We start from the raw sequence: 21,844 nt of genomic DNA on the forward strand, positions 1-21,844 counted from the left end.
GCCACCCTCGTCCTGTCTGTCGATAGGTAAGCAATGGCCGGCTTGTCGGGGTCCGGTTATTTGTCGAAACCCCATTCAGCTCGTTCGAGGATGGTTCTAGCCATTGCAATGACCGGGGCATCGACCATCTGGCCATCTACCTTGAACGCCCCGCCACCAGATCGGGCGACCTCCATGACCTTGCGGGCCCATTCAACCTGATCGGGGTCCGGCGAAAATCCGGCTTGCACCGGAGCAATCTGCTGGGGGTGGATGCACAGCATGCCGCCAAACCCCATATTACGGGCCCGGCGCGCACGGGAGAGCACTGCTTCCTCGTCATCGAAAACCGGGAAAACAGTGTCAATGGGTGCCAGCAATCCAGCTGCGCGGGAACTGACCAGCAGCTGATAACGGCACTGATCCATAACCATCTCTGCGGCGCCGGTATTAACTTCGAGGCCGAGGTCATCGCTGAGGTCCAGACCACCGTAGCTCAGTCGCTCAACCTCTGGCACCGCGGCGATTTCGTTGAGGGCAACCAGACCACGTGCTGATTCGATCAGAGGGATGATGCTCTTCCCGGCCCCAGCGACAACCCGGACATCCTCCGCTGATTCGGCCTTTGGCAACATAATGCCGACGACATTGGCGTGGCGTGCACACAGTGCCAGATCCGCCTCGAAGCCCGCAGTGCCCCGGGCATTGATACGCACGAAGATCAGTGCCCCATCGTGGCCACGAAGGAACGCATCCAGAGAGTCGCGCGCGGAGTCCTTGGCAGCCGCAGGAACCGCGTCCTCCAGGTCCACAATGACCGCACCGGCATCGCTTGCGATCGCCTTGGGGATGCGCTCCGGTCGGGAGGCCGGCACGAAGAGCATGGTTTTCAAATCTCTGCCTATCATGGTCAGGTTCCTGTTTTCAGTGTTGCGTTGGCGTCAGATCACGCCATCACGTTCAAATTGGTCGATTCGGTCGGGAGAGTAGCCAAGCTGCTGGAGAATGGCGGCCTTGTGCTCGCCGACGGCTGGCACGCCGGAGACCGCTTCCGGAAAATAGAGTCCAGGGGCCTTCAGTGCAGGTATCGACCCCACCGGAGTTGCCACATCGAGCCAACGATCTCGGGCCGTCAGCTGCGGATGGTGCCAGACATGGGCCATGTCGTTGACTACAGCATTGGCAATACCCGCCTTATCCAGACGGCAGATCACCTCCTCCAGCGTCATTCCCGCAAAGACTTCGGCGATACGTGCGGCAAGCTCCTCCCGGTTTTCCGACCGTCGGGGGTTATCGCGGTAACGCGGGTCCTGCGCCAGCTCCGGGTATTTCAGCACCTGTTCACAGAACGCCCGCCACTCGCGGTCGTTCTGCAACCCCAACATCACCGTTTTGCCATCCCCGACTGGAAACGAGCCGTAGGGGTAAATGGTGGCATGGGAAGCACCCGCTCTCGCCGGGGGTTGTGCCCCATCATAACTGTAATACAGGGGGTAGCCCATCCACTCCACCAGACTCTCCAGCATGGAAACGTCAATGTGAGCTCCTTCTTCCGTCCGCGCGCGCAGTAACAACGCCGACAGAATGGCGTTGCTGGCATACATCCCGGCAGCAATGTCCGCCACCGAGCAACCCGCTTTCACCATGCCACCGGCATCCGGCGTTCCGGTTACTGAGAGGAAGCCGCTCTCGCTCTGGATCAGCAAGTCATAGGCCTTCTTGTCCTGATAGGGGCCACCCTCACCATAACCGGAAATGTCGCAGACAATCAGCTGGGGGTATTGTTGGTGCAGCTGTTCAAATGACAGCCCCATACGAGCAGTGGCGCCGGGCGCGAGGTTTTGCACCAGGATGTCGGCTTCAGCCAGCAACCGGTGAAGAATTTCCTGAGCCGCTGCGCTTTTCAGGTTCAGTGTCAGGCTTTCCTTGGAGCGGTTCACCCACACAAAATGGGAGGACAGTCCGTTGACCCGGTCATCGTAAGCCCGGGCGAAATCACCAGTGCCAGGACGCTCAACCTTGATCACCCGCGCACCCTGCTCCGCCAACTGGCGGGTACACAAAGGCGCGGCAATAGCCTGCTCCAGCGCAATGACCGTTACCCCTTTCAACGGAAGGGGTTTATCATTTTTTTCTGTCACAGCAAGGTTCCCAGAGCTGTCAGATGTCAGAACGACCGGGGCAGCTCCAGCAGATGCTCGGCCACGTAGGACAGGATCAGGTTAGTGGAAATGGGCGCCACCTGGTACAGACGAGTTTCCCGGAACTTCCGCTCCACATCGTATTCATTGGCGAAACCAAACCCGCCATGAGTCTGCAAACACACGTTAGCAGCTTCCCAAGATGCCTCCGCCGCGAGATACTTGGCCATATTGGCGCTGGCACCGGCGTTGCGGCCACTGTCGTATTCCTCACAGGCACGCCAGCGCATCAAATCGGCCGCCTCGACATTGATGTGGGCCTTGGCGATGGGGAACTGAATGCCCTGATTCTTGCCGATTGGTCGGCCGAACACCTCCCGTTCACTGGCGTACTTGCGCGCCTTGTCAATGAACCAGCGACCGTCACCGATGCACTCGGCGGCAATCAGTGCACGTTCGGCATTGAGGCCATCCAGAATATAACGAAAGCCTTTACCTTCCTCTCCAATCAGGTTCTCGGCAGGGATTTCCAGGTTATCGAAGAACAGCTCATTGGTTTCGTGGTTCACCATGTTGGCAATCGGCTGAACCGTCAGCCCATTACCGATAGCATCATGCAGATCCACAATAAAGATCGACATGCCATCGGCCTTACGCTGAACCTCTGCCAGCGGTGTGGTGCGGGCCAGCAGGATCATCAGGTCAGAATGCTGGATGCGGGAGATCCAGACTTTCTGGCCATTCACCACGTACTTGTCGCCCTGACGCACTGCTGTAGTCTTTATTTTGGTGGTATCAGTACCGGTGGTCGGCTCTGTTACCCCCATGGACTGCAGACGCAATTCGCCCGCCGCAATTCTTGGCAGATACTCCTGCTTTTGTGCCTCGCTACCGTGACGCAGCAGCGTAAACATGTTGTACATCTGACCATGGACTGTACCGGAGTTGCCGCCAGCCAGATTGATCTCTTCCAGAATGACTGAAGCCTCAGACACACCAAGACCGGACCCTCCATATTCCTCGGGAATCATCGCGGCCAACCAGCCTGCCCGAGTCATTGCCTCAACAAACTCCTCAGGAAAGGCTTTGCGCTCATCCACGCCACGCCAATAGGCCGCATCGAACTCGGCACACAGGCCACGGACACCCTCACGAATATCCTCATACTTCTGCAGGGATGGACTATTCATCTACCTCTTCTCCTCGAATTCAAGTTCTGCTTCGTGACCCGGGCCGTCTTCGTTAGCGGCCCAGAGTAGTGCCTTGCCTTCATCGGCCAGTCGCCCTTCAACCCGGAACGATTTGTTAACGGTTAAGGGCCGCAACCCTCTATATGAGAGGCGCACTGGCCGCAGATCCGGATTAGAATCGACAAAGGCCTGTACCATTAGCGTCGCAATTAGTGGGCCATGGACAACCAGGTCCAGATAGCCCTCTTCCCTGGTGGTATAGGGGTGATCGTAATGGATCCGGTGGCCATTGAAGGTGACTGCGGAATAGCGGAACAACAACAACGGAGATGGCTTTACCGGCTGACTCCACTGGGCTTCAGCAACCGGCTTGTCCAGCGACAGCCTAGGCGCTGCCGGCGCCTTATAGACAATATCCTGCTCCTCGCTCAAGCACAGCTCACCATTCTGGCGGTACTCATGCTCCACCGTGACGAACAGCAACTTGCCGGAGCGACCATTTTTTTCATTGACCGCCTTGATGCGGGACTCGCGCTGCGCCGGCTGACCGATGATCAGTGGCTGATGGAACTGAACGCGGCCACCGGCCCACATCCGGGTATTACCCTCAGATTTCGGCAGAAAGCCGCCCGGAGCAATATGACCATCCGGCCCTGTCTCGGAAGGTGGTACCGGAATCTGGAAAAACGCCCAGTGCCATAATGGCTCAAGGACATCACCTTCCTGAGACAAAGGGCGGTCCAACATCGCCGCAATACGACCCGCATGCGAGGGATCAAGGCGATCCCGGCAGGACTCCTTCTTGCCAATCCAGTCTTCGGGAGAGCGCGACATCATGGATCCTCTATCAATCTTTATTCTGGTTTTTGAACAATAGTAAGAATGCCGGTATATAAGACTGAAGAGAATTCGTTTTTCCACAAGGGTGCGTTTGGTTTCCATGAACACCCCCATGGTTTAGACTGAGCGTCTCTTTGTTAGCCTGCTGTATCCAAACCATGCACTTTGACATTCCTGATCTTCGCCTGTTTATTCATGTTGCCGAAGCCAATAGCCTGACCGGTGGTGCTCGTCGAGTAAGCCTTTCCACCGCGGCGGCCAGCATGCGAATCAAATCTTTGGAAGGACAGCTTGGCAGCCGACTGTTCTACCGGGACAGTCAGGGCGTTGAACTGACCCCTGCCGGCCATGATCTGCTGGTCCATGCCCGCGCCATCATGCGCCAGGTGGATTACATCAGGGATGAGTTTTCCCGGTATGCGGAAGGGAAATCAGGCCATTTACGCATCTTCGCCAACACCACGGCGGTGAGTGACTTCATGCCGGACGTGCTGGCCCGTTTTCTGGTCAACCGCCCGGGTGTGACCATTGACCTGCAGGAACGGCTGACCCACGACATCATTCGCGGGGTGGTGGACGGCTCAACCGACCTCGGCGTTGTCGCCGGCCCGGTGAACGCGAACAAAAAGCTCGAGATCATTCCATTCAGCGTTGACCGACTGGTGGTGGTCGCCCCGAAAGGCCACGAGCTGGCTACACGCCAGACCCTCTCCTTCCGGGAAACCCTGGAATACCCCCATATCGGTTTGCGAGAAGGCAGCACCCTGTTCGATTTCCTCAAGGACCAGGCCAGCGAAACCGGCTCGACCCTGCAGATGCGGATCCAGGTGTTCGGCTTCGAGTCGGCCTGCCGGATGGTCAGCCGCGGTGTCGGAATCGGCATCCTGCCCCGCTCCATCGCCCGCCGCTATACCGATTTTCTCGACATCGTAACCATCTACCTGGAAGACGACTGGGCGGAACGGGAGCGCAGCCTGATCGTCCGCGAACTGGATGCCTTGCCCAGATGTGGTAAGGAGCTGGTGGAGGAAATACGTTCGCAGATCAGCCTGACGACCCCAGACTGATCATCAGGGAAGTACACCGTCTACACCGTAGCAATCAAGTCTTCAACCGAAACCTGTCTTAGTGCCTTGCCAAATGCTCCCACACCGGTGCGCACCGGAGTAACAATAGCTGCTCGTCGTTGTTGCATGATGGCACCTCTAGAGTTCTGTTCGTCAGGTAAAGAGTCCGCGCTTCAGCCTCACTCAGTGCGCTTGGATTCAGATTATCTGCTCTGCAACTCTTGGCGAATAAGAAATACATTTCCGGCATACTTTTAATAGAAAATATGCTTTTCCCACGCAGTTCTTAAATTGTTATCGTCACTGTAATAACGACTTCAAGAGCACCCCGGAGAACTTTATGGTCATAACCAAACCCAGTGTGCCTGTGATCGATGCCATCACCTCTCGGCGCTCAGTCAGAGGTTATCTGCCCGATCCGGTACCTGCCGGGACGCTTGAACAGGTATTTGAAATAGCCCAGCAGGCACCTTCAAACTGCAACACTCAGCCGTGGAAGGTGTATGTTGCCTCCGGCGAGGTGAAAGACCGGCTGCGGGACCAGTTCCTGGAACGGCTGGACCAGGGCGTGGCAGGCCAACCGGATTTTTCCTACGTATCTACCTTCGAGGGAGAATACCGCCAACGTCAGGTGGATTGTGCGGTCGCGCTTTATAACGAGATGGGGGTTGCCCGGAATGACAAACCCGGCAGACTCCGGGCCGTCCGCCGCAATTTCGAGCTGTTCGATGCCCCGCACATCGCCTTCCTGGGCATGGATCGCAACTTCGGTGCAACCATCTCGCTGGACGTGGGCATCTATGCCCAGACCCTCATGCTGACCATGCATGCCTTTGGCATCAGCAGCTGCGCCATGGGCAGCATGCGAACCTATCCGGATCTGGTGCGGGAAGCGTTCGGGCTCGACGACAGCACCGGCATTCTGCTGGGTATCAGTTTTGGTTATGAAGACCCCGACGTGGATGCCAATCGTACGCGGACCGTGCGCGAGCCGCTGGCCAACTCGGTCGTTTTCCGGGGCTGACAAGCTGCTGCATAGCCCGCCACTGCAGGGCCCGGCCCCCGCCGGGCTATTTCTGGGAAAACCAACAAGCAGGCTGTTTTGGGACCGTGCTCCGGGCATCACCAATTCTTCAGGACCGGGAAAACTGCCCCGGACGCCGCTCTCTGACCGCCGCCAGGCCCTCTCTGTGGTCAGCCGTTTCAGCCAACCACGCCTGTTCGGCGAATTCGTGCTCAAGCCTGGCCTGCAACTCTTCCGCCAGACCCTGACGCAGCGTCGCCCGGGTCGACTCCACCGCCAGGGGCGCACACCGGGCAATTTCGGTGGCTAGCGCTATCGCCTCGTCACGAACCCTGTCCGACGGGACCAGCTTGTCACCAAGGCCATACTCCAGAGCTTCCTCGCCTTTGATCCGCCGACCGGTGAGCAGCATTAACTGCGCCTTCTGCTGGCCGATAAGCCGCGGAAGGGCCAGGCTGATTCCAAACCCCGGATGGATACCAAGCTGGACAAAGTTGGCGGCAAAGCGTGTTTCGGGGCAGACGATCCGGAAATCCGGTACCAGTGACAACCCCAGGCCTCCACCGATGGCTGCACCTTGAATAGCACCCACCACCGGTTTTCGACAATGGAACAATCTCGCAGCGGCCCTATACAGAGTGATCGCGCTGTTATCGCTTTCAGGCTTGAACAGGTCACCCCCGCTGGAAGAAAAATCCGCACCCGCACAGAAAGCCTTACCTCTCGCAGCCAACACAATGGCACGGCAATGATCCTTTTGGTCCAGAGTCTCAAAAGTCTCAGCGAGATGCTCAATCAGCGTTACATTAAAAAAGTTCAGCGGCGGACGGCAAATCTCCACAAGCGCTACATGCTCATGCCACTCAACAATCACATCCTCAAAGGTTTTCATGGTCTCTCCCGATCATGTTATTGGGACACAAGATCCCAGGTACCGCCATCGCCGTGGTTGCTGCCATGGGAGCTGATCCCGGAGGCAACCGCCATTCCCAGACGCCCGGACCAGTAAAATTCCGGGCCAAACTCCTCTCGCCAGCTCCAGACTCTCCGGCTGTATTGCTGCAGCGGGTATTCAAAGCTGAACCCCATGGCACCATGCGCCTGATGCGCATTCCGGGTTACCCTGCCTGCCGCCTCGGAAGCCACTATCTTGGCAGTTGCCAACGGCAGCAGCATATCGGAATCCCCGCTGAACGGAACAGGGTGAGCGGATAGTTTCCGCACAGCCTGCTCCACCGCCGCACCGGTCAGGGCACTCTCCCCGACAATATCGGCTATCTTGTGCTGAATAGCCTGAAACTTGCCCAGGGGGCGGCCAAACTGGTGACGCTCCCTGACATAGCCCACCGTCAAATCCGTAATCTTTTCCAGTGCCCCGGCAATCTGGCAGGCACGGACCAAAGCACAGAACTGCTTCAGACCATCCACCGTCATGCCATCAACAGGTGCGGACAACTGGCCCGGAATTGCCGAATCGAAAATAATCCGGGATCTCGCCTCACCGGCGAGGCTTTCATGATGCTCCATGTCGATCGCAGAAGGGGCAAAGGTGGCGATCCTGACCACTTCCTTTTCCAGTACCGGCACTACAACCACCGTGGCTCCCGGGGCACCGGAGGCTGCCTCCACCACCCCGCTGACTTCCCCCTGTAACAAAGACGGCACCTCATGCCCATCGAAAGCCATTGCTGCCCAGCAGCCGGCGCTGACCGAAAGCCCGCTTTTTGCCAGCAACAGGTTGGCTACCAGGGTATCAGCCAGTGGCACCGGCAAGGCAAAGCTGGCGGCCTGGCGGATCAGGTTGAAGCCAAGAGCCAACGAACCACCAACACCACCGGCGGCCTCTGGTACCCAGGCCAGGGTCAGACCTGACTCAAAAATGGCCTGCCACAGCCGATCGGGTGTTTCGCAATTTTCCGCGCGATTAACAGTCTCTGCGTCGCACTGATCCGCAAACAGGCGATGGGCGGTATCAAGAATAAGCTGATCTGTCTGTTCCATATCGCCTCCGGTGATGACTCCCTTTGGGCCACGCAATCAGTTCAGTCCCACACCTCGGGCGATGATGCCCCGGAGTACCTCGTTGGTGCCCCCCCGCAGGGTAAAGGAGGGCTGGCGCAGCAGGCTATCCGACATCAGGGACTGGAACTCGTCACCATAGCCCTGTTTCATCTGTATCGGCCAAAACTCCCGAAGGCGCTCGATAATGTCCTGCTCCAGCCGGGTGCCCAGGTCCTTGACCAGTGCCGCCTCTATTTCCGGGGAATGTCCCTGGTCGAGTAGTGCCGCGACACCGAGGGACATAGCGCGCAATGCACGGATGCGGGCGAGAATGCTGCCGAAAACTGCAGCCTGGTGTCCGTTCATTCCGGCAGCGCTATGCTGCATCGCCTTTTCCAGTACAATAAAGGTGCTCAGAAAACGCTCCGGTCCCGAACGCTCCAGCGCAAGTTCGCTCGTGACCTGCTTCCAGCCTTCGCCAACCGCGCCCAGTACGGCATCGTCCGGGACGAAGGCACTTTCGAAGTGAGTCTCGTTGAAATGCTCGACCCCGCTCATGTCACGAATTCCCCGCACCGTCACCCCCGGCGAATCCAGCGGGACGAGAAACTGCGTCAGGCCTGCATGGCGCTTGTCCGGGTCGCGCTCACCGGTGCGAGCCAGTACCGTCATGTATTGACAGTGCCGGGCCCCCGATGACCACAATTTGGTGCCCGTGATTTCCCATCCACCCTCTACTCTGGCGGCACGGGTACGCACGGACGCAAGGTCGGAGCCGGATTCCGGTTCACTGAGGCCAAGCGCTACAAAACATTTTCCGGCAGCAATCTGCGGTAAAATGTTTCGTTTCATGTCTTCTGTACCTTTCGCCAGAATAAGCGGCCCGCTCTGGCGATCTGCAATCCAGTGAGCGTGTACGGGAGCGCCTGCCACTAACAGCTCTTCGGTGATCGCATAGCGATGGAGAGCGCTCAGGTCACGCCCGCCATACTGCCGGGGCCACGTAACTCCGATCCAGCCCTTCTGGCCCAGCTTCCGACTGAAGTCCGGGTCTACACCGGCACACCAGCAGTCTGTGACCGGAACAAAGCCACCGCTGCGAACTTCCTCCTTCAGAAAAGCGCGCACTTCCTTACGAAGCTCATCGACACTTTCATCGATTTCAGGAGCAGGAAAACTGAACCGGACACTTTCCACAATGAGCCCCCTTTTAAATGGTTAGCCTGATTATCATTTGTTTGAACTGGCCACGATTTTCTCATCGAAAAGCCGGGCTATCTCGCCTGAAGACAGGCCGAGAGTGTCTGCCAGGATTTCCTCGGTGTGTTCACCAAGTTCTGGCGCGGGCCGTACCGAATCCCGGTCCACGGAGGTAAAGCGCAATGGATGGCCAGGCATCAGGTATTCCCCGATTCCGGGCTGCCCGACCATCTGGAACAATGGGTTATCCACGGAGCAGTCGATATCCTTCTCAACAACTTCCCGGACAGTCTGATACTTACCCCAGCAGGCACCGGCATTGTCCAGTTCCGTGGCCACCTGCTCGAACCGGCGAGCGGCAAACCAGGGGCGGAATATGTCAGTGATACCATCCCGGCCTTTGTAACGGTCGCCCTCTTTTCGGAAGTCGAGGCTCAGGCGCTGCTCCAAGGCCGCAATCTCTGGCCCGGTACCTGTCACGTCTACCAGCGCCCGCCACTGGTTCGGACTCACACCGACAACCATCACGCGCTCACCATCCTGGCACTCAAAGTCATGACCGTAGGTGCCGAAGATGTTATTGCCGATCGCTTCCCTCTCCTCGTCATTGATCATCACCTCGGCGATATAACCGAGGTTACCGAGAGTGGCCAGTGCAACATCCGCCAGCGCTATCCGCACCAGTTGCCCTTGCCCGGTCCGGCTACGATGACGCTCAGCCGCCAGCAGCCCCAGGGCGATCTGTTGCCCCGTAATCACATCCCAGGCGGGCAACGGATTGTTCAGCGGAGGAATCTTCCCACTCTTACCGTTGCCGGTCAGTGACGGGAAACCCACCTTACAGTTAACCGTATAATCAAGTGCCCCGCGACCGTGACGGTCCCCCACAAGATTCAGATAAATCAGGTCTTCCCGGTACTCCTTCAAGCGTTCGTAAGCCATCCACCCCCTGGCCGGGAAATTGGTCAGGAACAGTCCGGCCTCGTCCCCCGGCTGGGTAATCAGCCGTGTCAGCAGTTCCTGGCCTTCAGGCCGCCGGAAGTCCACAGCAATGGAGCGTTTGCCCTTGTTAAGGCTGTGCCAGTACAGGCTCTTGTTATCCGCGGTCACCGGCCAGCGCCGGTAATCGATGCCGCCACCGATGGGGTCAAAACGAATAACGTCCGCACCCAGTTGTGCCAGCGTCATCCCACCGGAGGGCGCGGCCACAAAAGCACTTCCCTCAACGACTCGAAGGCCTGAAAGAATATTCTGCATGAAGCTTGAATCCTGGCTGTAGAAAAATTGCAGTCACCGGGCCACTTTCCTGGCGACCGGACAAATCATCAGCTGACCTCAGCGTAACCGTTATTGACCACCACCAGGTCGCGCCCGGTCACCCGGCAACGGAATGCCACTTCATTACCATTACGCCAGATTTCCGTGCGAATGGTCTCACCCGGATATACAGGCGCGGAGAACCGCAAACGAATCCGCTGTAAGCGGGCCGGATCGTAATCACATTGTGTTTTCAGAATGGCGTGCGTGGCCACACCGAAAGTGCACAGCCCGTGCAGAATCGGAGCTTTGAACCCGGCGGCTCGCGCCACTGCCGGGGAGGCGTGCAGCGGGTTATAGTCGCCGGAAAGTCGGTAGATCAGTGCCGACATGGGCAAGGTCGGGAGGTCGCAGACCAGATCCGGCTCACGCTCCGGAATGGGGTCCGGCTTCGGAGACGCAACTGAAGGGCCACCAAAGCCCCCGTCGCCCCGGGCCATGGTGGTGGTGATCAGGGTACAGAGGTCTTCACCCGTTGCAGTGTCCCTGACGGTACGCTCAGACAGAATCAGCGCCCCTTTGCCCTCACCCTTGTCAATGATTTCGTTGATTTTAGTGGTAGCTTCAACCGTGCCGGATACGGGCAGCGGTTTGTGCATGATCATTTCCTGGCCGGCATGCAGAATCTTCACCCAGTCGATCCCGGTATCCGGCTCCTTCGCCCAGAAACCGGGATAGGCCAGTACGTTGGCCATGCTGGGCATCGCCTTCAGGCCATCTTCGTAGACGAATTTCAGGCAGTCTTCATCGAGGGGATCGATACCCATGCCCACACCAAGCGCGTAAAGGATGGTGTCCTTTTCGGTGTAGGTGTGTTCGAGACGCTCGAACTTGCGATTCATCAGCTTATCGTAATCGATGGCCACCGGGGCGCTCCTTTATTGTGACTGTCCGGGCGGTACAGGTGTCCGGCCCTGCAGGGCCGGATCAATTCTGCAGTGTCAGAGCGGGATCAGAACGGGTCCCAGCTGAATACGTCTGCAGAGCGGCTCAGCGGATAGAAGTCCGCTTCGAAGGCCGGCAGTACGCGGCTCAGTACCGTCTCCGGAGTCCAGCCCTCGGATGTGTGGGCAGAACGGAACGGACGCGGCTGGCTGAACAGGAAGATTTCGTTGTTACGCACGCCGAAGATCTGCCCGCTAACGTTCTTTGCCTGGTCGCTGCACAGGGACACCGCCAGGGTGGCTATTTTGTCCGGGGTCATCTTCTGGATCTTTGCAACCCGGGCTTTCTGTTCCTCACTGTCAGTAGGAATGCTGCCGATCAGCCGGCTCCAGGCGAATGGTGCGATGCAGTTGGAGGTTACTCCGAAGCGCTGCATATCCAGGGCCATGGACTTGGACAGACCAACGATACCCATCTTTGCCGCCGCGTAGTTGGCCTGGCCGAAGTTACCAATCAGGCCGGAAGTGGAGGTCATGTTGACAAAGGTGCCGCTGCCCTGCTCCCGGAAGATGGGAGCTGCAGCACGGCTGACATTGAAAGTACCTTTCAGGTGCACTGCCAGTACTGCGTCAAAATCTTCCTCGGTCATTTTGTGGAAGATCACATCACGCAGATTACCCGCGTTGTTGATGACACCATCGATGCGGCCGAAATGATCAATGGCAGACTGCACGATCTTCTGACCGCCTTCCCAGGAAGTCACGCTGTCAAAGCTGGCGACCGCATCGCCCCCAGCCGCCTTGATCTCATCGACCACTTCCTGTGCGGGGGTGGCATCAGTGCCAGAGCCGTCTGCGCTGCCACCAATGTCGTTAACCACAACCCTGGCGCCACTTTCTGCCAGCATCAGTGCGGTGGCACGGCCGATACCACGACCGGCACCGGTAACTATGATGACCTTGCCTTCCAGCAGTTTTTTATCGCTCATGACACCCTCCTACAGGTCTCTTGTTGTCCGCTCTCTGTCTGGCTTATGGCAGTTCAGAACTGCCGTTCATTCGATTCTGGCGTGACCACCGTTCAGGCATTGGCCACCAGGTTTCTTGCAATCACTTTGAGTGCCAGGGTTTCCTCGGCACCTTCGAAAATCGACAGCACACGGGCATCGACGAAATAACGACTCACTGCAGTTTCTTCGGCATACCCCATACCGCCATGAATCTGCATGGCTTCGCGGGTTACCCACTCCGCTGCGCGACAACTGAACAGCTTGACCAGGCTCGCTTCCATCTGGCCGGCACCCTCGTCCATCATCCGTGCAACGGCATAGCTGAACTGTCGGGATGCGGTCAGCGTGGCCATGATGCGGCCAAGCTTCACCTGGGTAAGCTGGTAGTCACCGACCGGGTTGCCAAAGACTTTGCGCTCACGGGAGTAGCTCAACGCCTTCTCGAAGGCCGCCTGCATGACACCCGTGGCCCGGGCCGCAGTCTGGATACGACCACCCGCAAAACCTGCCATGGTGAAATAGAAACCCTTGCCACGGCCGTTCTCCTCTCCAATCAGGCAATCGGCGGGCACAAAGTAGTCCTCGAAAAACACGTCATAGGAATGCATGCCACGGTAGCCCAGGGTGGCAATTGCCTTGCCCTGAATCACCCCGCCCTCGGGTTGCTGATGACGGAACTCATGACCCGTGGCAGCCGGTTTCTCGACCAGAAACAGACTCAGCCCTTTATGTCCCAGTGCAGGGTCCTTTTCGGTACGGGCCATTGCCAACAGCAGGCTGGCCTTGCCAGCGAACGTGCACCACGTCTTGCTGCCGTTAAGCACCCAGCCGCCTTCGACTGGAGTCGCTTTCAACCCCAGTGATGCCACGTCCGACCCGAAGTTCGGTTCGGTAATTGCAATGGCGCACAACTTCTCGCCGGAGGCGATCTGCGGCAGCCAGGTTTCCTGCTGGGCAACAGTGCCCCCCTGCAACAACGCCTTGGCCGCGATTTCCGGACGGGTAATCAATGAACCTGCGGCGCCCAATGACGCCTTGGAGAGTTCTTCGGTCACCACGATCATGCCCAGGCTGTCGTCTCGATCATCCGGTTGAAGGCCACCAAAGCGCTCCGGAATACTGATTCCGAAACATCCCAGCTCCGCCGCCTGCTTTAGGATTTCATCCGGGATATCCAGATCGTGGCGGTGTATCTTCTCCGCAAGCGGGTCGACAACATCGGCACCGAAGCGAGCAAACATGTCGCGAACCATTTCCTTGTCGTCACTGAGCAGGGTAGGCAGGCGACTGCTACCACGGTCGGCTACAGCCGAGCCGATGCCAGCCAGAAACTCCGCGCTGCCGTACTGGGCACGCAGGACGCTGATGGCACTGTCGTCAAACAGGGCAGACAGTTCCACAACATCCAGACCCAGATCTGTGGCACGGGCCAGCAAACGCTGGAGTGCCGAGGTGACGGCTTCTGAGCTAAAGCCAAGTGCAGCGTCCGTGGCAAGGCTATCGTCATCGCCGACTTTTCGGGCGTAAACGCAGACCTCCCTTGCCGCGGCCAGTTCAGCTGTGCAGAAGGCCAATTCGTAACAACTCAATTGATGCTTATCCAGCAAGTCGCCATCAAGCTTGCCATCGACGATACTGAAGGTTTTGAGATTCTTCAGTCCACGACGGACAAACTGATCAACTGTGTTGATACTGCTGTCTGCAAGTCCCAGGGCTACGGCCTGTTCACCGACACTCATGCGAAACCTTCCTGACTCAATGTATTAGGGCAAACTACCCGGGACAGCCAACTCTGGACTGTCCCGGCTGAACCACCTTACTCGTAGCGACCGATGATCGAGATACTGCAAATATTCTGGTGCGGGAAACCGCCCAGGTTGTGGTTCAGTGCCAACCTCGGATCCTTCAGCTGACGGTCCCCGGCGCGGCCATGGAACTGCAGATAGTTCTCGTAGATCATCCGGAGACCTGAAGCGCCAATTGGGTGGCCAAAGCACTTCAGGCCGCCATCGATCTGGCAGGGAATGCGGCCATCGGCGTCGAAATCACCATTAAGCACATCCCACACCGCTTGACCTTCGTCCGAAAGCTGCAGGTCTTCCATGGTGACCAGCTCGGTGATCGAGAAGCAGTCATGCACTTCGGTCATACTGACTTCGTCCCGGGGCTTGGTGATACCCGCCTCGTCGTAGGCCCGCTGAGCCGCGATGCGGGTGGTCTTCAGGTACGATCCATCCCACTTGCTGAAGCCGGCTTCTTCACCGTTGGAGGCCGCAAGCTGCAGCGCTTTGACAGATACCAGGTCTGCCTTTCCAAGGGCACGGGCAATTTCTGGAGTGCAGACAATCGCACAAGCTGCGCCGTCACTCACACCACAACAGTCAAACAGCCCGATCGGCTCAGCAATGTAAGGAGCATTCATGGCCTGCTCTTCGGTGATCTCGCGCTGCAGGTGGGCCTTGGGGTTCTTGGCCCCATTCGCATGACTCTTCACGGAGACATGGGCCATGGCGCGTTTCAGGTCTCCCTGGTCGACACCGTGCTTGGCACGGTAACCACTGGCGAGCTGCGCGAAAGCGCCTGGCGCAGAAAGGTTGGGCCAGTACATGTCATTCTCCACGCCCCGGGTACGCTGCGGCAGACCGCCGTACCCCACGTCCTTGAGCTTCTCCACACCCAGTGCCAGGGCAATATCACAAGCACCAGAGGCAACGGCGTAAACCGCGCCCCGGAAGGCTTCGGTACCGGTGGCACACATATTCTCAACCTTGGTCACTGGAATATTGGGCAGTCGCAGCGCGATGGACAGCGGCATGGCGCTGGCGCCTACGTTGAAGGCATCGATACCAGCACCGAACCAGGCCATCTCGATCTGGTTCTTGTCGATACCCGCATCCGCCAGACTCTCCTCAAACGCTTCGGACATCAGGTCCGCAGGACTGGCATCCCAGCGCTCACCAAACTTGCTGCAGCCCATTCCAAGGATCACTGCTTTATCTTTGATTCCACTAGCCATTGTTAGTCACCTGTAGTCACTGCGTGAGTTATTGCTGAGCCGGAGTGGCCTTCCAGAAGTACTTCCGGAAGCCACGCTGGTTATCGAACTGCCGGATACGGAAGTGCACGGAAACCTCAACACCGGTATCCATGGTGCCCGACTCAACTTCCGTGAAGTCCATCATCAGGCGACCACCACCCTCAAACTCCACCAGGCCAAAGTACGCCGGCGGATTCCAGTCAAAGGTCAGGCGGTCGGCAGTCCAGGTCATCACGCGACCCTTGACGGCAGACATCGGGTGATCGTCCTGGCTATCTAGGGCACCACACTCAGGGTTAACGCAATATTTTTCCTTGGGAATCTGCACGGTGCCGCAGCTGCGGCACTTGCCACCGATGAATCCGGTGAGCAGGTCCTTGCGACGGTACATGGCCGCCAGATAACTCTGCTTGTCCAGCTCGCCACGCTTGCCGACCTCACGGTCCACGAGATTGTTGAAGTTCAGGAACTTGTTATAATTGGCATCCTCGCGGCGACGAGCCAGAGCACCAGTGAAGCCCGTTTCCGGACGCTTGCCGGCGAGCGCATCAGTTGCACGCAGCAGCACGGCGTCAGCACCCTGCCCGAAACCAGTCAACAGGATCAGGTCACCCGTTTTGGCTTTCTCCAGTGCTTCCGTGAGCAACAGGATCGGATGAGCAACGCCGGTGACGCCCAGATCCTCAATGTGGTTGTCGATCACCGCGTCAGCGGAAATGCCAATCTTTCTGGCGACGGCGCCAGGAGTACGGGCCTGATCGCAGGCCAGAACAAAGTGGGCAATGTCGGATGGCTTCACACCAGCCTTATCCAGGAGCCGTGATACCACCAGCGGAACACTCTTCATGTAACCTTCCTCGCGAATCCAACGCTCTTCCCACTCGTAGTCAATGGTGGAATCTTCACCACGGTAATGGTCTACAAAGTCAGTAACGTAAGTTTCACTACCCAAGTGGTCCGCAATCACACCCTCATTTCCCACCGAAACAGCCGCACCTCCATCGCCCCAAAGCATTTCCGCCCGAGAGCCACACTTGCTGCGACGGTGCTCGGAGGCCACCAGCAGGGCATTTCCCGGGGTCAATCCGGACTCAAGCATGGCGATCAGAGCCGATGTGCCGGCGCGCTGGGAAGCCGCGACATCCATCGTGCGAAGATCGTCGCCCAAATTAAGTGCCTGGCTTACGACCACCGAGTTCTGACGATCCAGAAATGGCAGAGTGGTTGACGCCAGATACAGAGTATTCACGGAACCAGCATCGAGAACGGACAAACAGTCCTGGCCAGCTTCCACAGCCATGGTGAGAGTGTCTTCATCCCAGTTGCAGACACTACGCTCGCCCTTGGCCAGGCCACGCAGGCTGGCATCAAACCAGTCGTTGGCATCAGCAATAGCAGACTTCTGCAGGCGAGTCCGGGGAATGTAGGCACCGTAAGCGGTAATACCAGACATGTGAATTCCTTCCTTATCTTGTTGTGCGACCCCGGCCGCCGAAGGCAGCCGGATTGCCAGATGAATAGTCGAATTACAGGGAGCGGGCGATAACCAGCTTCATGACTTCAGAGGCGCCACCGTAGATACGGCGAACCCGAGCATCGACGAACATGCGTGAGATCGGATACTCACACATGTAACCGTAACCACCAAACAGCTGCAGACACTTGTCGACCACCACACCTTCGTTCTCGGTAGTCCACAGCTTGGCCATGGCGCCCTCTTCCGGGGTCAGCGTGCCGTCAGAACACTTCTTGATGCACTGATCGAGGAAGGCCCAACCCACGTCCAGGTTTGTCTTGATTTCTGCGAGGGTGAACTGCGTATTCTGGAAATCGGCCAAGGCCTGGCCGAACATCTTGCGTTCTTTAACATACTCATTGGTCAGATCAAAGGCGCGCTGCGCTTCCGCCTGAGCACGACAGGCAATAGTGATCCGCTCGCGGGGCAGCTCGCGCATCATCATGGCAAACCCCTCACCTTCCTGGCCAACCAGGTTGGTAACCGGGACACGCACATCCTGGAAGAACATTTCCGAGGTGTCTGCCGCCTTCTGGCCGATCTTGTCCAGGTTACGACCACGCTCAAAACCAGGGCGGTCCGTCTCGACAATAATCATGCTAATTCCTCGAGCGCCCTTGCCAGGATCAGTAACACATGCAAGAAGCACAAAATCAGAATTCTGACCGTTAGTAATGTAGGTCTTCTGGCCATTGATAACGTACTCGTCGCCATCACGAACGGCGGAGGTGCGGATGGCCTTAAGATCACTGCCAGCACCCGGCTCGGTCATTCCAATAGAGGCAATCGTTTCACCAGTAACCATGTTCGGAAGCCACTGCCGCTTCTGATCTTCAGTACCAGCGTTCATGAGGTAGTAAGCAACGATATCGGCACTTACAGAGAACCCCACGCTGGCGCCACCGATGGCATAACCAGTCTCCTCAGAGAGCACCATGTTGTAGAGGAAATCCGCACCCGGTCCGCCATACTCCTCAGGCACACCACAACACAAAAAACCGTTCTCACCCGCTTTGCGCCAAAACGACTTTGGGACAATGCCATCTTTCTCCCACCGCTCGATATTAGGTTCGAGTTCCGTTCGAAAAAAGCGGCGGGCATTTTCACGGAACAGCTCGTGCTCACTGCTAAAGATAGAACGGTTTTGCATAGTTTTCACCCTCCTTATGATTTTTGCCAGAGGTGATCCCGAAGCTTTATCGCCTCTTTCAAGGTTCGGCAAAGCCGCACTTTGCGGAAAACCAGATGCAATCAACTGTATCAGTGAGGAAAAACCACAACAATTATATACTTTTTATATGAATTATCGTTTTTGGGCATACCAAAAGAATGTATTACCAACCAGGCAGCCTCTGATTAACTCCGGATCACCTCTGGCTTGCAGAGCGGTTTACAATCAAGGCCCGACCTTGCAGGAAGGCTGGTTGCCTTTCAAAAGTCGCAACGCAGAGTGTTGATCGCTCTGCAAGCCCCGAAGGGCGATCCCTGAGAGCTGCACCTGCTGCGTTGCCGCTCTTGCCAAGGGCTACGGCCATTGGCTGCGAACCGTGCCTTGCACCTGCAGCTCTCAGGGCTCGCAGAAGCGATTCGGAGTTAATTAGAGTCTCTTTAGGTTTCGCTTGCACAGATGGTATAGAGTAGAGCAAACCAATAATTAATTGTTATAGAAGAGGCCTCCCTCCATGCCCTTCAACCTGAACATAGATTTGCGTCAGCTAAACACCTTTCTGACGGTAGCCGACACCGGCAGCTTCAGCCGCGCATCGGAAAAGCTGTTCGTAGCGCAGCCAGCACTCAGTCGTCAGATTCGCATGCTTGAGGAAGCTCTGAACGTGGAGGTCTTTGTACGCCACGGTAGAGGAGTCGTACTCACCGCCGCGGGAGAACTGCTGTATGAAAGGGCCCGAATCCTGTTGCAAAGCCTTGAGCGAACCCAGGCAGATGTCACGGCAGTTGCCGGTGAAGTGACGGGCCAGGTAATACTCGGCTTGCTCCCAACAGTCACCCATCGTTTTTCTGGCACAATTATTGAGCAGTACCGAAAACGATTTCCTCAGGTGCACCTGGCTGTCAAATCTGCCATGAGTGGCACCTTGCAGCAGATGGTAATGCAGCACCGACTGAACCTAGCAATCAGCTACAACCACAGCAACCATAAGAATCTCCGTTACCGGCCTCTGATTGAAGAACAGCTCTATCTGATCTCGCCAACCGATACACGTATCTCAAAACGCTCGGAGATTACGCTGGATGAAGTGGTTGAATTACCACTGGTAATACCTGAAGAAAAGCATGGGCTCCGAATCTCTATGGAAAAGGAAGCTGCCGAACGCAACAAAACACTTAATCTGGCCATGGAGGTAAGTGCCTGGCCCATGCTGACCGACATGGTTCGTCGGGGTCTGGGCTATACCATTCTCTCCTCAGCTGCGGTTCATGACATGGTTCAGAGAAACGAGGTGGTCGCCATTCCTATTACGTCACCGGAAATAAAGCGAACGCTCTCTATCGTAACCCCAACGGACCTTCCCGCCTCCGTTGCCACCATGAAACTGGCAGAAATCATCATGCAGCAAGTGGCAGAACAGGTCGAAGCCGGTAAATGGAAAGGCAAGTTGTTGTTTAACCCGAAAAAAATCAGCCAGGCGGCTCGCAAAGACGGCGAGATCACAGGAATAAACGAGTAACTTTCGAGCGATCTTCCAAATCGATTTCAGAAGGAAAACATGCCAAAACGGGATATTTATTTTTATTAGTGCACCAGGCATGGCGCGTAGCGCCTTGACGGGCGTTGTTCCGGTTCAGATGGTGCTGGCCGGAGTGCAGTCTTCTTTGGGGCCCGCAAGGGTGTCCATCGCGAGGTGGAATCTGAAGGAAGCTGCAGGCAAAGCACTGGCCCGACGAACAGGAACCGCATGAGGCGGTAACACCGGGCAAGGGGCCATTATTGTAAAACCCAGTATTTGAACGGAAGGTGTGGACGTAGATGCAGCTGGTATAAGTGTGAAGGTCACGCACCTTACGCTGGGAAGTCTGGTTCTCTGCCACTGTGCTACCGGCCCCGAGAGGGTTGGGAATGGAGGGTCAGAACCTGATGCGGGCGTGCATTGACCGGGCCCACAAGGTGTGCTGATGGACCTGCCGGCCTGTCGCATCACCGATCGCCAGGACAGATGGTATCTACCTGCAAGCCGAATGATCGCAGGTGGGCTGGTCAGCCCGAAACGGGAAGGCACGCCGCAAGGTGGACCCATGTCACCCTTGCTCTCCGACGTGCTCTTGACCGAACTGGATCGGAACACTAGAGCGCCGGGGATGCCGGTTCTGCCGCTACGCGGACCATGGTGTGCCACGAAGGAGCCTAGCCGAGCACAAGCTTGCTGCGTATCCATGCTGCATACGAGATGAGGGAGGGGCCTCGGAACCACTGTACAGGCGGAGGCTCCAAACCGCCCACTACTGCTGCCTTTAAGAGAGGTGGTGGGAAGCGAGCTGGGGATAAGGCAGCCCCCCCGGGGCGACTCGACGCAACCTCTATGTCCGAAGCGAACGAGCCGGCCATCGGGTTATGACCAGCATTACCCCCTTCCTGGAAGCTCATCTGCGCCTGACGGTGAACACGGCGAAAAGCGCCGTGGATCTTCCTTGGCGACGGGCCTTCATGGCCAAGCTGAGTCCTCTGCTCAAGCGATCTCACGAGCAATCGCTAACGACGACCATCCGGAAGCTGAACCCGGTACTCAGGAGCTGGGTGAAGTACTATCGTATGACGGCGTCGAAGCGACCGTTTGAAGCACGGAATGGCTGGCTACGGCGGCGACTCCGGTTGATCCTTTGGCTACACTGGAAACGAGCCCGCACACGGCGGCCCCGCGACCTGATGCGGTTAAACCTGACCGAGCCGAGGGCCTGGATGAGTGCCACGAATGGTCGTGGACCCTGGTGGAACAGTGGCGCACCCCACATGAACTTAGCACTGCCAAAGAAGGTGTTCAACGGCCTGTCTTTGGTAAGCTTGCTAATGTAGTTGGCCGCATAACCGGAGTCGTTGGGTAAAGCTGACATACTGCTCGCGGAGACCGGGTATTTCAGTGCCACAAATGTCGCCGCTAGCGAAAAGGCCTGCATGGATCCATTCATTGCCATCAAACGGGAAAAATGCCAACAGCCGCCGTTGGAGCGATTCGCCGAACTGATGCCTATAGCCAAGGAAAGCACGTCAGTCGAGCGCATTATGATGGGGTAGGTCAATCCAGCATGTCTAGTCTGATGGCCAGCCTAGCAAGTGCATATGAAGATGAAACACCACTTGGCCACCGTCCCTGCCGCAGTTGATCGTGGTGCGAAAATTTCCCGACACCCCTTCCCTCTCAGCGACCTTACGCGCCGCCAGAGATAGGTCCCCCATCAACCGGACATCTTCTGGCTCCAGATCGTTCATAGTCGGAATATGTTGCTTTGGAATGATCAAAACATGGGTGGGCGCTTGCGGATTACTGTCGTGAAAAGCTAAAACGCTGTCCGTTTCGAGTACGATATCAGGCTTAATCTCGCCGTCGATCATCTTACAGAAGATACAGTCGCTCATAAGTTTCTTTCCTCCTAAAAGCTGCCTATAAGTACACCACAGAGGGGGAA

At 57.2% G+C, this 21,844-nt stretch carries 19 protein-coding genes and 1 pseudogene; 5 read left to right on the plus strand and 15 right to left on the minus strand.

All coding sequences use genetic code 11. The features are described 5' to 3' along the window. Positions 1-56: 56 nt before the first annotated feature. The 4 genes from R1T46_RS14155 to R1T46_RS14170 are packed head-to-tail and all read right to left on the minus strand — an operon-like array spanning position 57 to position 4,147. Positions 57-887 carry an HpcH/HpaI aldolase/citrate lyase family protein gene (locus tag R1T46_RS14155; protein ID WP_062363156.1) on the minus strand — a complete coding sequence of 277 codons (831 nt, stop codon included), beginning with the start codon at positions 885-887 and terminating at the stop codon, positions 57-59. Positions 888-920: 33 nt separating this feature from the next. After that, a complete protein-coding gene (locus R1T46_RS14160) occupies positions 921-2,120 on the minus strand; it encodes a CaiB/BaiF CoA transferase family protein (protein ID WP_100690032.1) in 1,200 nt (399 codons plus the stop codon). Between the two features lie 26 nt (positions 2,121-2,146). Continuing rightward, positions 2,147-3,310, minus strand: a complete 1,164-nt coding sequence (locus tag R1T46_RS14165; RefSeq protein ID WP_062363137.1) for an acyl-CoA dehydrogenase family protein — start codon at positions 3,308-3,310, stop codon at positions 2,147-2,149. Further along, positions 3,311-4,147, minus strand: coding sequence for a MaoC family dehydratase N-terminal domain-containing protein (locus tag R1T46_RS14170; RefSeq protein WP_213480067.1), 837 nt, complete (start codon positions 4,145-4,147; stop codon positions 3,311-3,313). It lies immediately after the preceding gene. A 161-nt stretch (positions 4,148-4,308) separates the two neighbouring features. Here R1T46_RS14170 and R1T46_RS14175 point away from each other — a divergent pair, with 161 nt between their 5' ends. Both R1T46_RS14175 and R1T46_RS14180 read left to right on the plus strand, forming a co-directional pair. Then, entirely contained in the window at positions 4,309-5,217 is a 909-nt protein-coding gene (locus R1T46_RS14175) for a LysR family transcriptional regulator (RefSeq protein ID WP_100690031.1), read from the plus strand. Positions 5,218-5,557: 340 nt separating this feature from the next. Beyond that, positions 5,558-6,241: a nitroreductase gene (locus R1T46_RS14180; RefSeq protein WP_317305891.1), complete on the plus strand. Its 684-nt coding sequence runs from the start codon at positions 5,558-5,560 to the stop codon at positions 6,239-6,241. A 109-nt stretch (positions 6,242-6,350) separates the two neighbouring features. Here R1T46_RS14180 and R1T46_RS14185 read toward each other — a convergent pair whose 3' ends face one another. The 10 genes from R1T46_RS14185 to R1T46_RS14230 all read right to left on the minus strand — a co-directional run bounded on the left by R1T46_RS14185 (position 6,351) and on the right by R1T46_RS14230 (position 18,356). Next, on the minus strand, positions 6,351-7,133 hold the full coding sequence (locus R1T46_RS14185; RefSeq protein WP_062362678.1) for an enoyl-CoA hydratase/isomerase family protein: 783 nt from the start codon (positions 7,131-7,133) through the stop codon (positions 6,351-6,353). A 17-nt stretch (positions 7,134-7,150) separates the two neighbouring features. Further along, positions 7,151-8,242 (minus strand): acyl-CoA dehydrogenase family protein, encoded by a 1,092-nt coding sequence (locus R1T46_RS14190; protein ID WP_213480066.1) that lies wholly within the window; start codon positions 8,240-8,242, stop codon positions 7,151-7,153. 36 nt (positions 8,243-8,278) lie between these two features. Beyond that, positions 8,279-9,439, minus strand: coding sequence for an acyl-CoA dehydrogenase family protein (locus R1T46_RS14195; protein ID WP_213480065.1), 1,161 nt, complete (start codon positions 9,437-9,439; stop codon positions 8,279-8,281). A gap of 33 nt (positions 9,440-9,472) precedes the next feature. Beyond that, the gene (locus tag R1T46_RS14200) at positions 9,473-10,699 is read right to left on the minus strand and encodes a CoA transferase (protein ID WP_062362668.1); all 1,227 of its coding nucleotides are present in this window, start codon (positions 10,697-10,699) and stop codon (positions 9,473-9,475) included. Positions 10,700-10,767: 68 nt separating this feature from the next. Beyond that, positions 10,768-11,625, minus strand: coding sequence for a MaoC/PaaZ C-terminal domain-containing protein (locus R1T46_RS14205; RefSeq protein WP_062362665.1), 858 nt, complete (start codon positions 11,623-11,625; stop codon positions 10,768-10,770). Between the two features lie 86 nt (positions 11,626-11,711). Continuing rightward, the gene (locus tag R1T46_RS14210) at positions 11,712-12,632 is read right to left on the minus strand and encodes an SDR family NAD(P)-dependent oxidoreductase (RefSeq protein WP_062362662.1); all 921 of its coding nucleotides are present in this window, start codon (positions 12,630-12,632) and stop codon (positions 11,712-11,714) included. 92 nt (positions 12,633-12,724) lie between these two features. After that, positions 12,725-14,392: an acyl-CoA dehydrogenase family protein gene (locus R1T46_RS14215; protein WP_213480064.1), complete on the minus strand. Its 1,668-nt coding sequence runs from the start codon at positions 14,390-14,392 to the stop codon at positions 12,725-12,727. Between the two features lie 77 nt (positions 14,393-14,469). Further along, complete coding sequence (locus tag R1T46_RS14220) at positions 14,470-15,669, minus strand: acetyl-CoA acetyltransferase (protein ID WP_062362653.1); 1,200 nt, start codon at positions 15,667-15,669, stop codon at positions 14,470-14,472. 28 nt (positions 15,670-15,697) lie between these two features. Beyond that, complete coding sequence (locus tag R1T46_RS14225) at positions 15,698-17,143, minus strand: 3-oxoacyl-[acyl-carrier-protein] synthase III C-terminal domain-containing protein (protein WP_213480063.1); 1,446 nt, start codon at positions 17,141-17,143, stop codon at positions 15,698-15,700. 73 nt (positions 17,144-17,216) lie between these two features. After that, complete coding sequence (locus tag R1T46_RS14230) at positions 17,217-18,356, minus strand: acyl-CoA dehydrogenase family protein (RefSeq protein WP_100690025.1); 1,140 nt, start codon at positions 18,354-18,356, stop codon at positions 17,217-17,219. Positions 18,357-18,888: 532 nt separating this feature from the next. Between R1T46_RS14230 and R1T46_RS14235 the strand changes: the two genes are divergently transcribed. From R1T46_RS14235 to R1T46_RS14245, 3 genes and pseudogenes are all read left to right on the plus strand, one after another. After that, positions 18,889-19,893, plus strand: coding sequence for a LysR family transcriptional regulator (locus R1T46_RS14235; RefSeq protein ID WP_213480062.1), 1,005 nt, complete (start codon positions 18,889-18,891; stop codon positions 19,891-19,893). 439 nt (positions 19,894-20,332) lie between these two features. Next, a pseudogene (locus tag R1T46_RS14240) lies at positions 20,333-20,546 on the plus strand (reverse transcriptase domain-containing protein); the annotation flags it as partial. A 228-nt stretch (positions 20,547-20,774) separates the two neighbouring features. Further along, a complete protein-coding gene (locus R1T46_RS14245) occupies positions 20,775-21,233 on the plus strand; it encodes a group II intron maturase-specific domain-containing protein (protein ID WP_213480061.1) in 459 nt (152 codons plus the stop codon). 234 nt (positions 21,234-21,467) lie between these two features. On the opposite strand, the gene R1T46_RS14250 is transcribed toward R1T46_RS14245, so the two are convergent. Next, the gene (locus R1T46_RS14250; RefSeq protein ID WP_286809947.1) at positions 21,468-21,794 is read right to left on the minus strand and encodes a histidine triad nucleotide-binding protein; all 327 of its coding nucleotides are present in this window, start codon (positions 21,792-21,794) and stop codon (positions 21,468-21,470) included. Positions 21,795-21,844: the final 50 nt, after the last annotated feature.

It is taken from the genome of Marinobacter salarius (assembly GCF_032922745.1).
Taxonomy (GTDB): domain Bacteria; phylum Pseudomonadota; class Gammaproteobacteria; order Pseudomonadales; family Oleiphilaceae; genus Marinobacter.

Excerpts from the sequence above, each read along its gene's own strand:
- R1T46_RS14155 (WP_062363156.1), bottom strand. The coding sequence starts at position 887 with ATGATAGGCAGAGATTTGAAAACCATGCTCTTCGTGCCGGCCTCCCGA.
- R1T46_RS14165 (WP_062363137.1), bottom strand. The coding sequence starts at position 3,310 with ATGAATAGTCCATCCCTGCAGAAGTATGAGGATATTCGTGAGGGTGTC.
- R1T46_RS14170 (WP_213480067.1), bottom strand. The coding sequence starts at position 4,147 with ATGATGTCGCGCTCTCCCGAAGACTGGATTGGCAAGAAGGAGTCCTGC.
- R1T46_RS14175 (WP_100690031.1), top strand. The coding sequence starts at position 4,309 with ATGCACTTTGACATTCCTGATCTTCGCCTGTTTATTCATGTTGCCGAA.
- R1T46_RS14180 (WP_317305891.1), top strand. The coding sequence starts at position 5,558 with ATGGTCATAACCAAACCCAGTGTGCCTGTGATCGATGCCATCACCTCT.
- R1T46_RS14185 (WP_062362678.1), bottom strand. The coding sequence starts at position 7,133 with ATGAAAACCTTTGAGGATGTGATTGTTGAGTGGCATGAGCATGTAGCG.
- R1T46_RS14190 (WP_213480066.1), bottom strand. The coding sequence starts at position 8,242 with ATGGAACAGACAGATCAGCTTATTCTTGATACCGCCCATCGCCTGTTT.
- R1T46_RS14200 (WP_062362668.1), bottom strand. The coding sequence starts at position 10,699 with ATGCAGAATATTCTTTCAGGCCTTCGAGTCGTTGAGGGAAGTGCTTTT.
- R1T46_RS14210 (WP_062362662.1), bottom strand. The coding sequence starts at position 12,632 with ATGAGCGATAAAAAACTGCTGGAAGGCAAGGTCATCATAGTTACCGGT.
- R1T46_RS14215 (WP_213480064.1), bottom strand. The coding sequence starts at position 14,392 with ATGAGTGTCGGTGAACAGGCCGTAGCCCTGGGACTTGCAGACAGCAGT.
- R1T46_RS14220 (WP_062362653.1), bottom strand. The coding sequence starts at position 15,669 with ATGGCTAGTGGAATCAAAGATAAAGCAGTGATCCTTGGAATGGGCTGC.
- R1T46_RS14225 (WP_213480063.1), bottom strand. The coding sequence starts at position 17,143 with ATGTCTGGTATTACCGCTTACGGTGCCTACATTCCCCGGACTCGCCTG.
- R1T46_RS14230 (WP_100690025.1), bottom strand. The coding sequence starts at position 18,356 with ATGCAAAACCGTTCTATCTTTAGCAGTGAGCACGAGCTGTTCCGTGAA.
- R1T46_RS14235 (WP_213480062.1), top strand. The coding sequence starts at position 18,889 with ATGCCCTTCAACCTGAACATAGATTTGCGTCAGCTAAACACCTTTCTG.
- R1T46_RS14245 (WP_213480061.1), top strand. The coding sequence starts at position 20,775 with ATGACCAGCATTACCCCCTTCCTGGAAGCTCATCTGCGCCTGACGGTG.
- R1T46_RS14250 (WP_286809947.1), bottom strand. The coding sequence starts at position 21,794 with ATGAGCGACTGTATCTTCTGTAAGATGATCGACGGCGAGATTAAGCCT.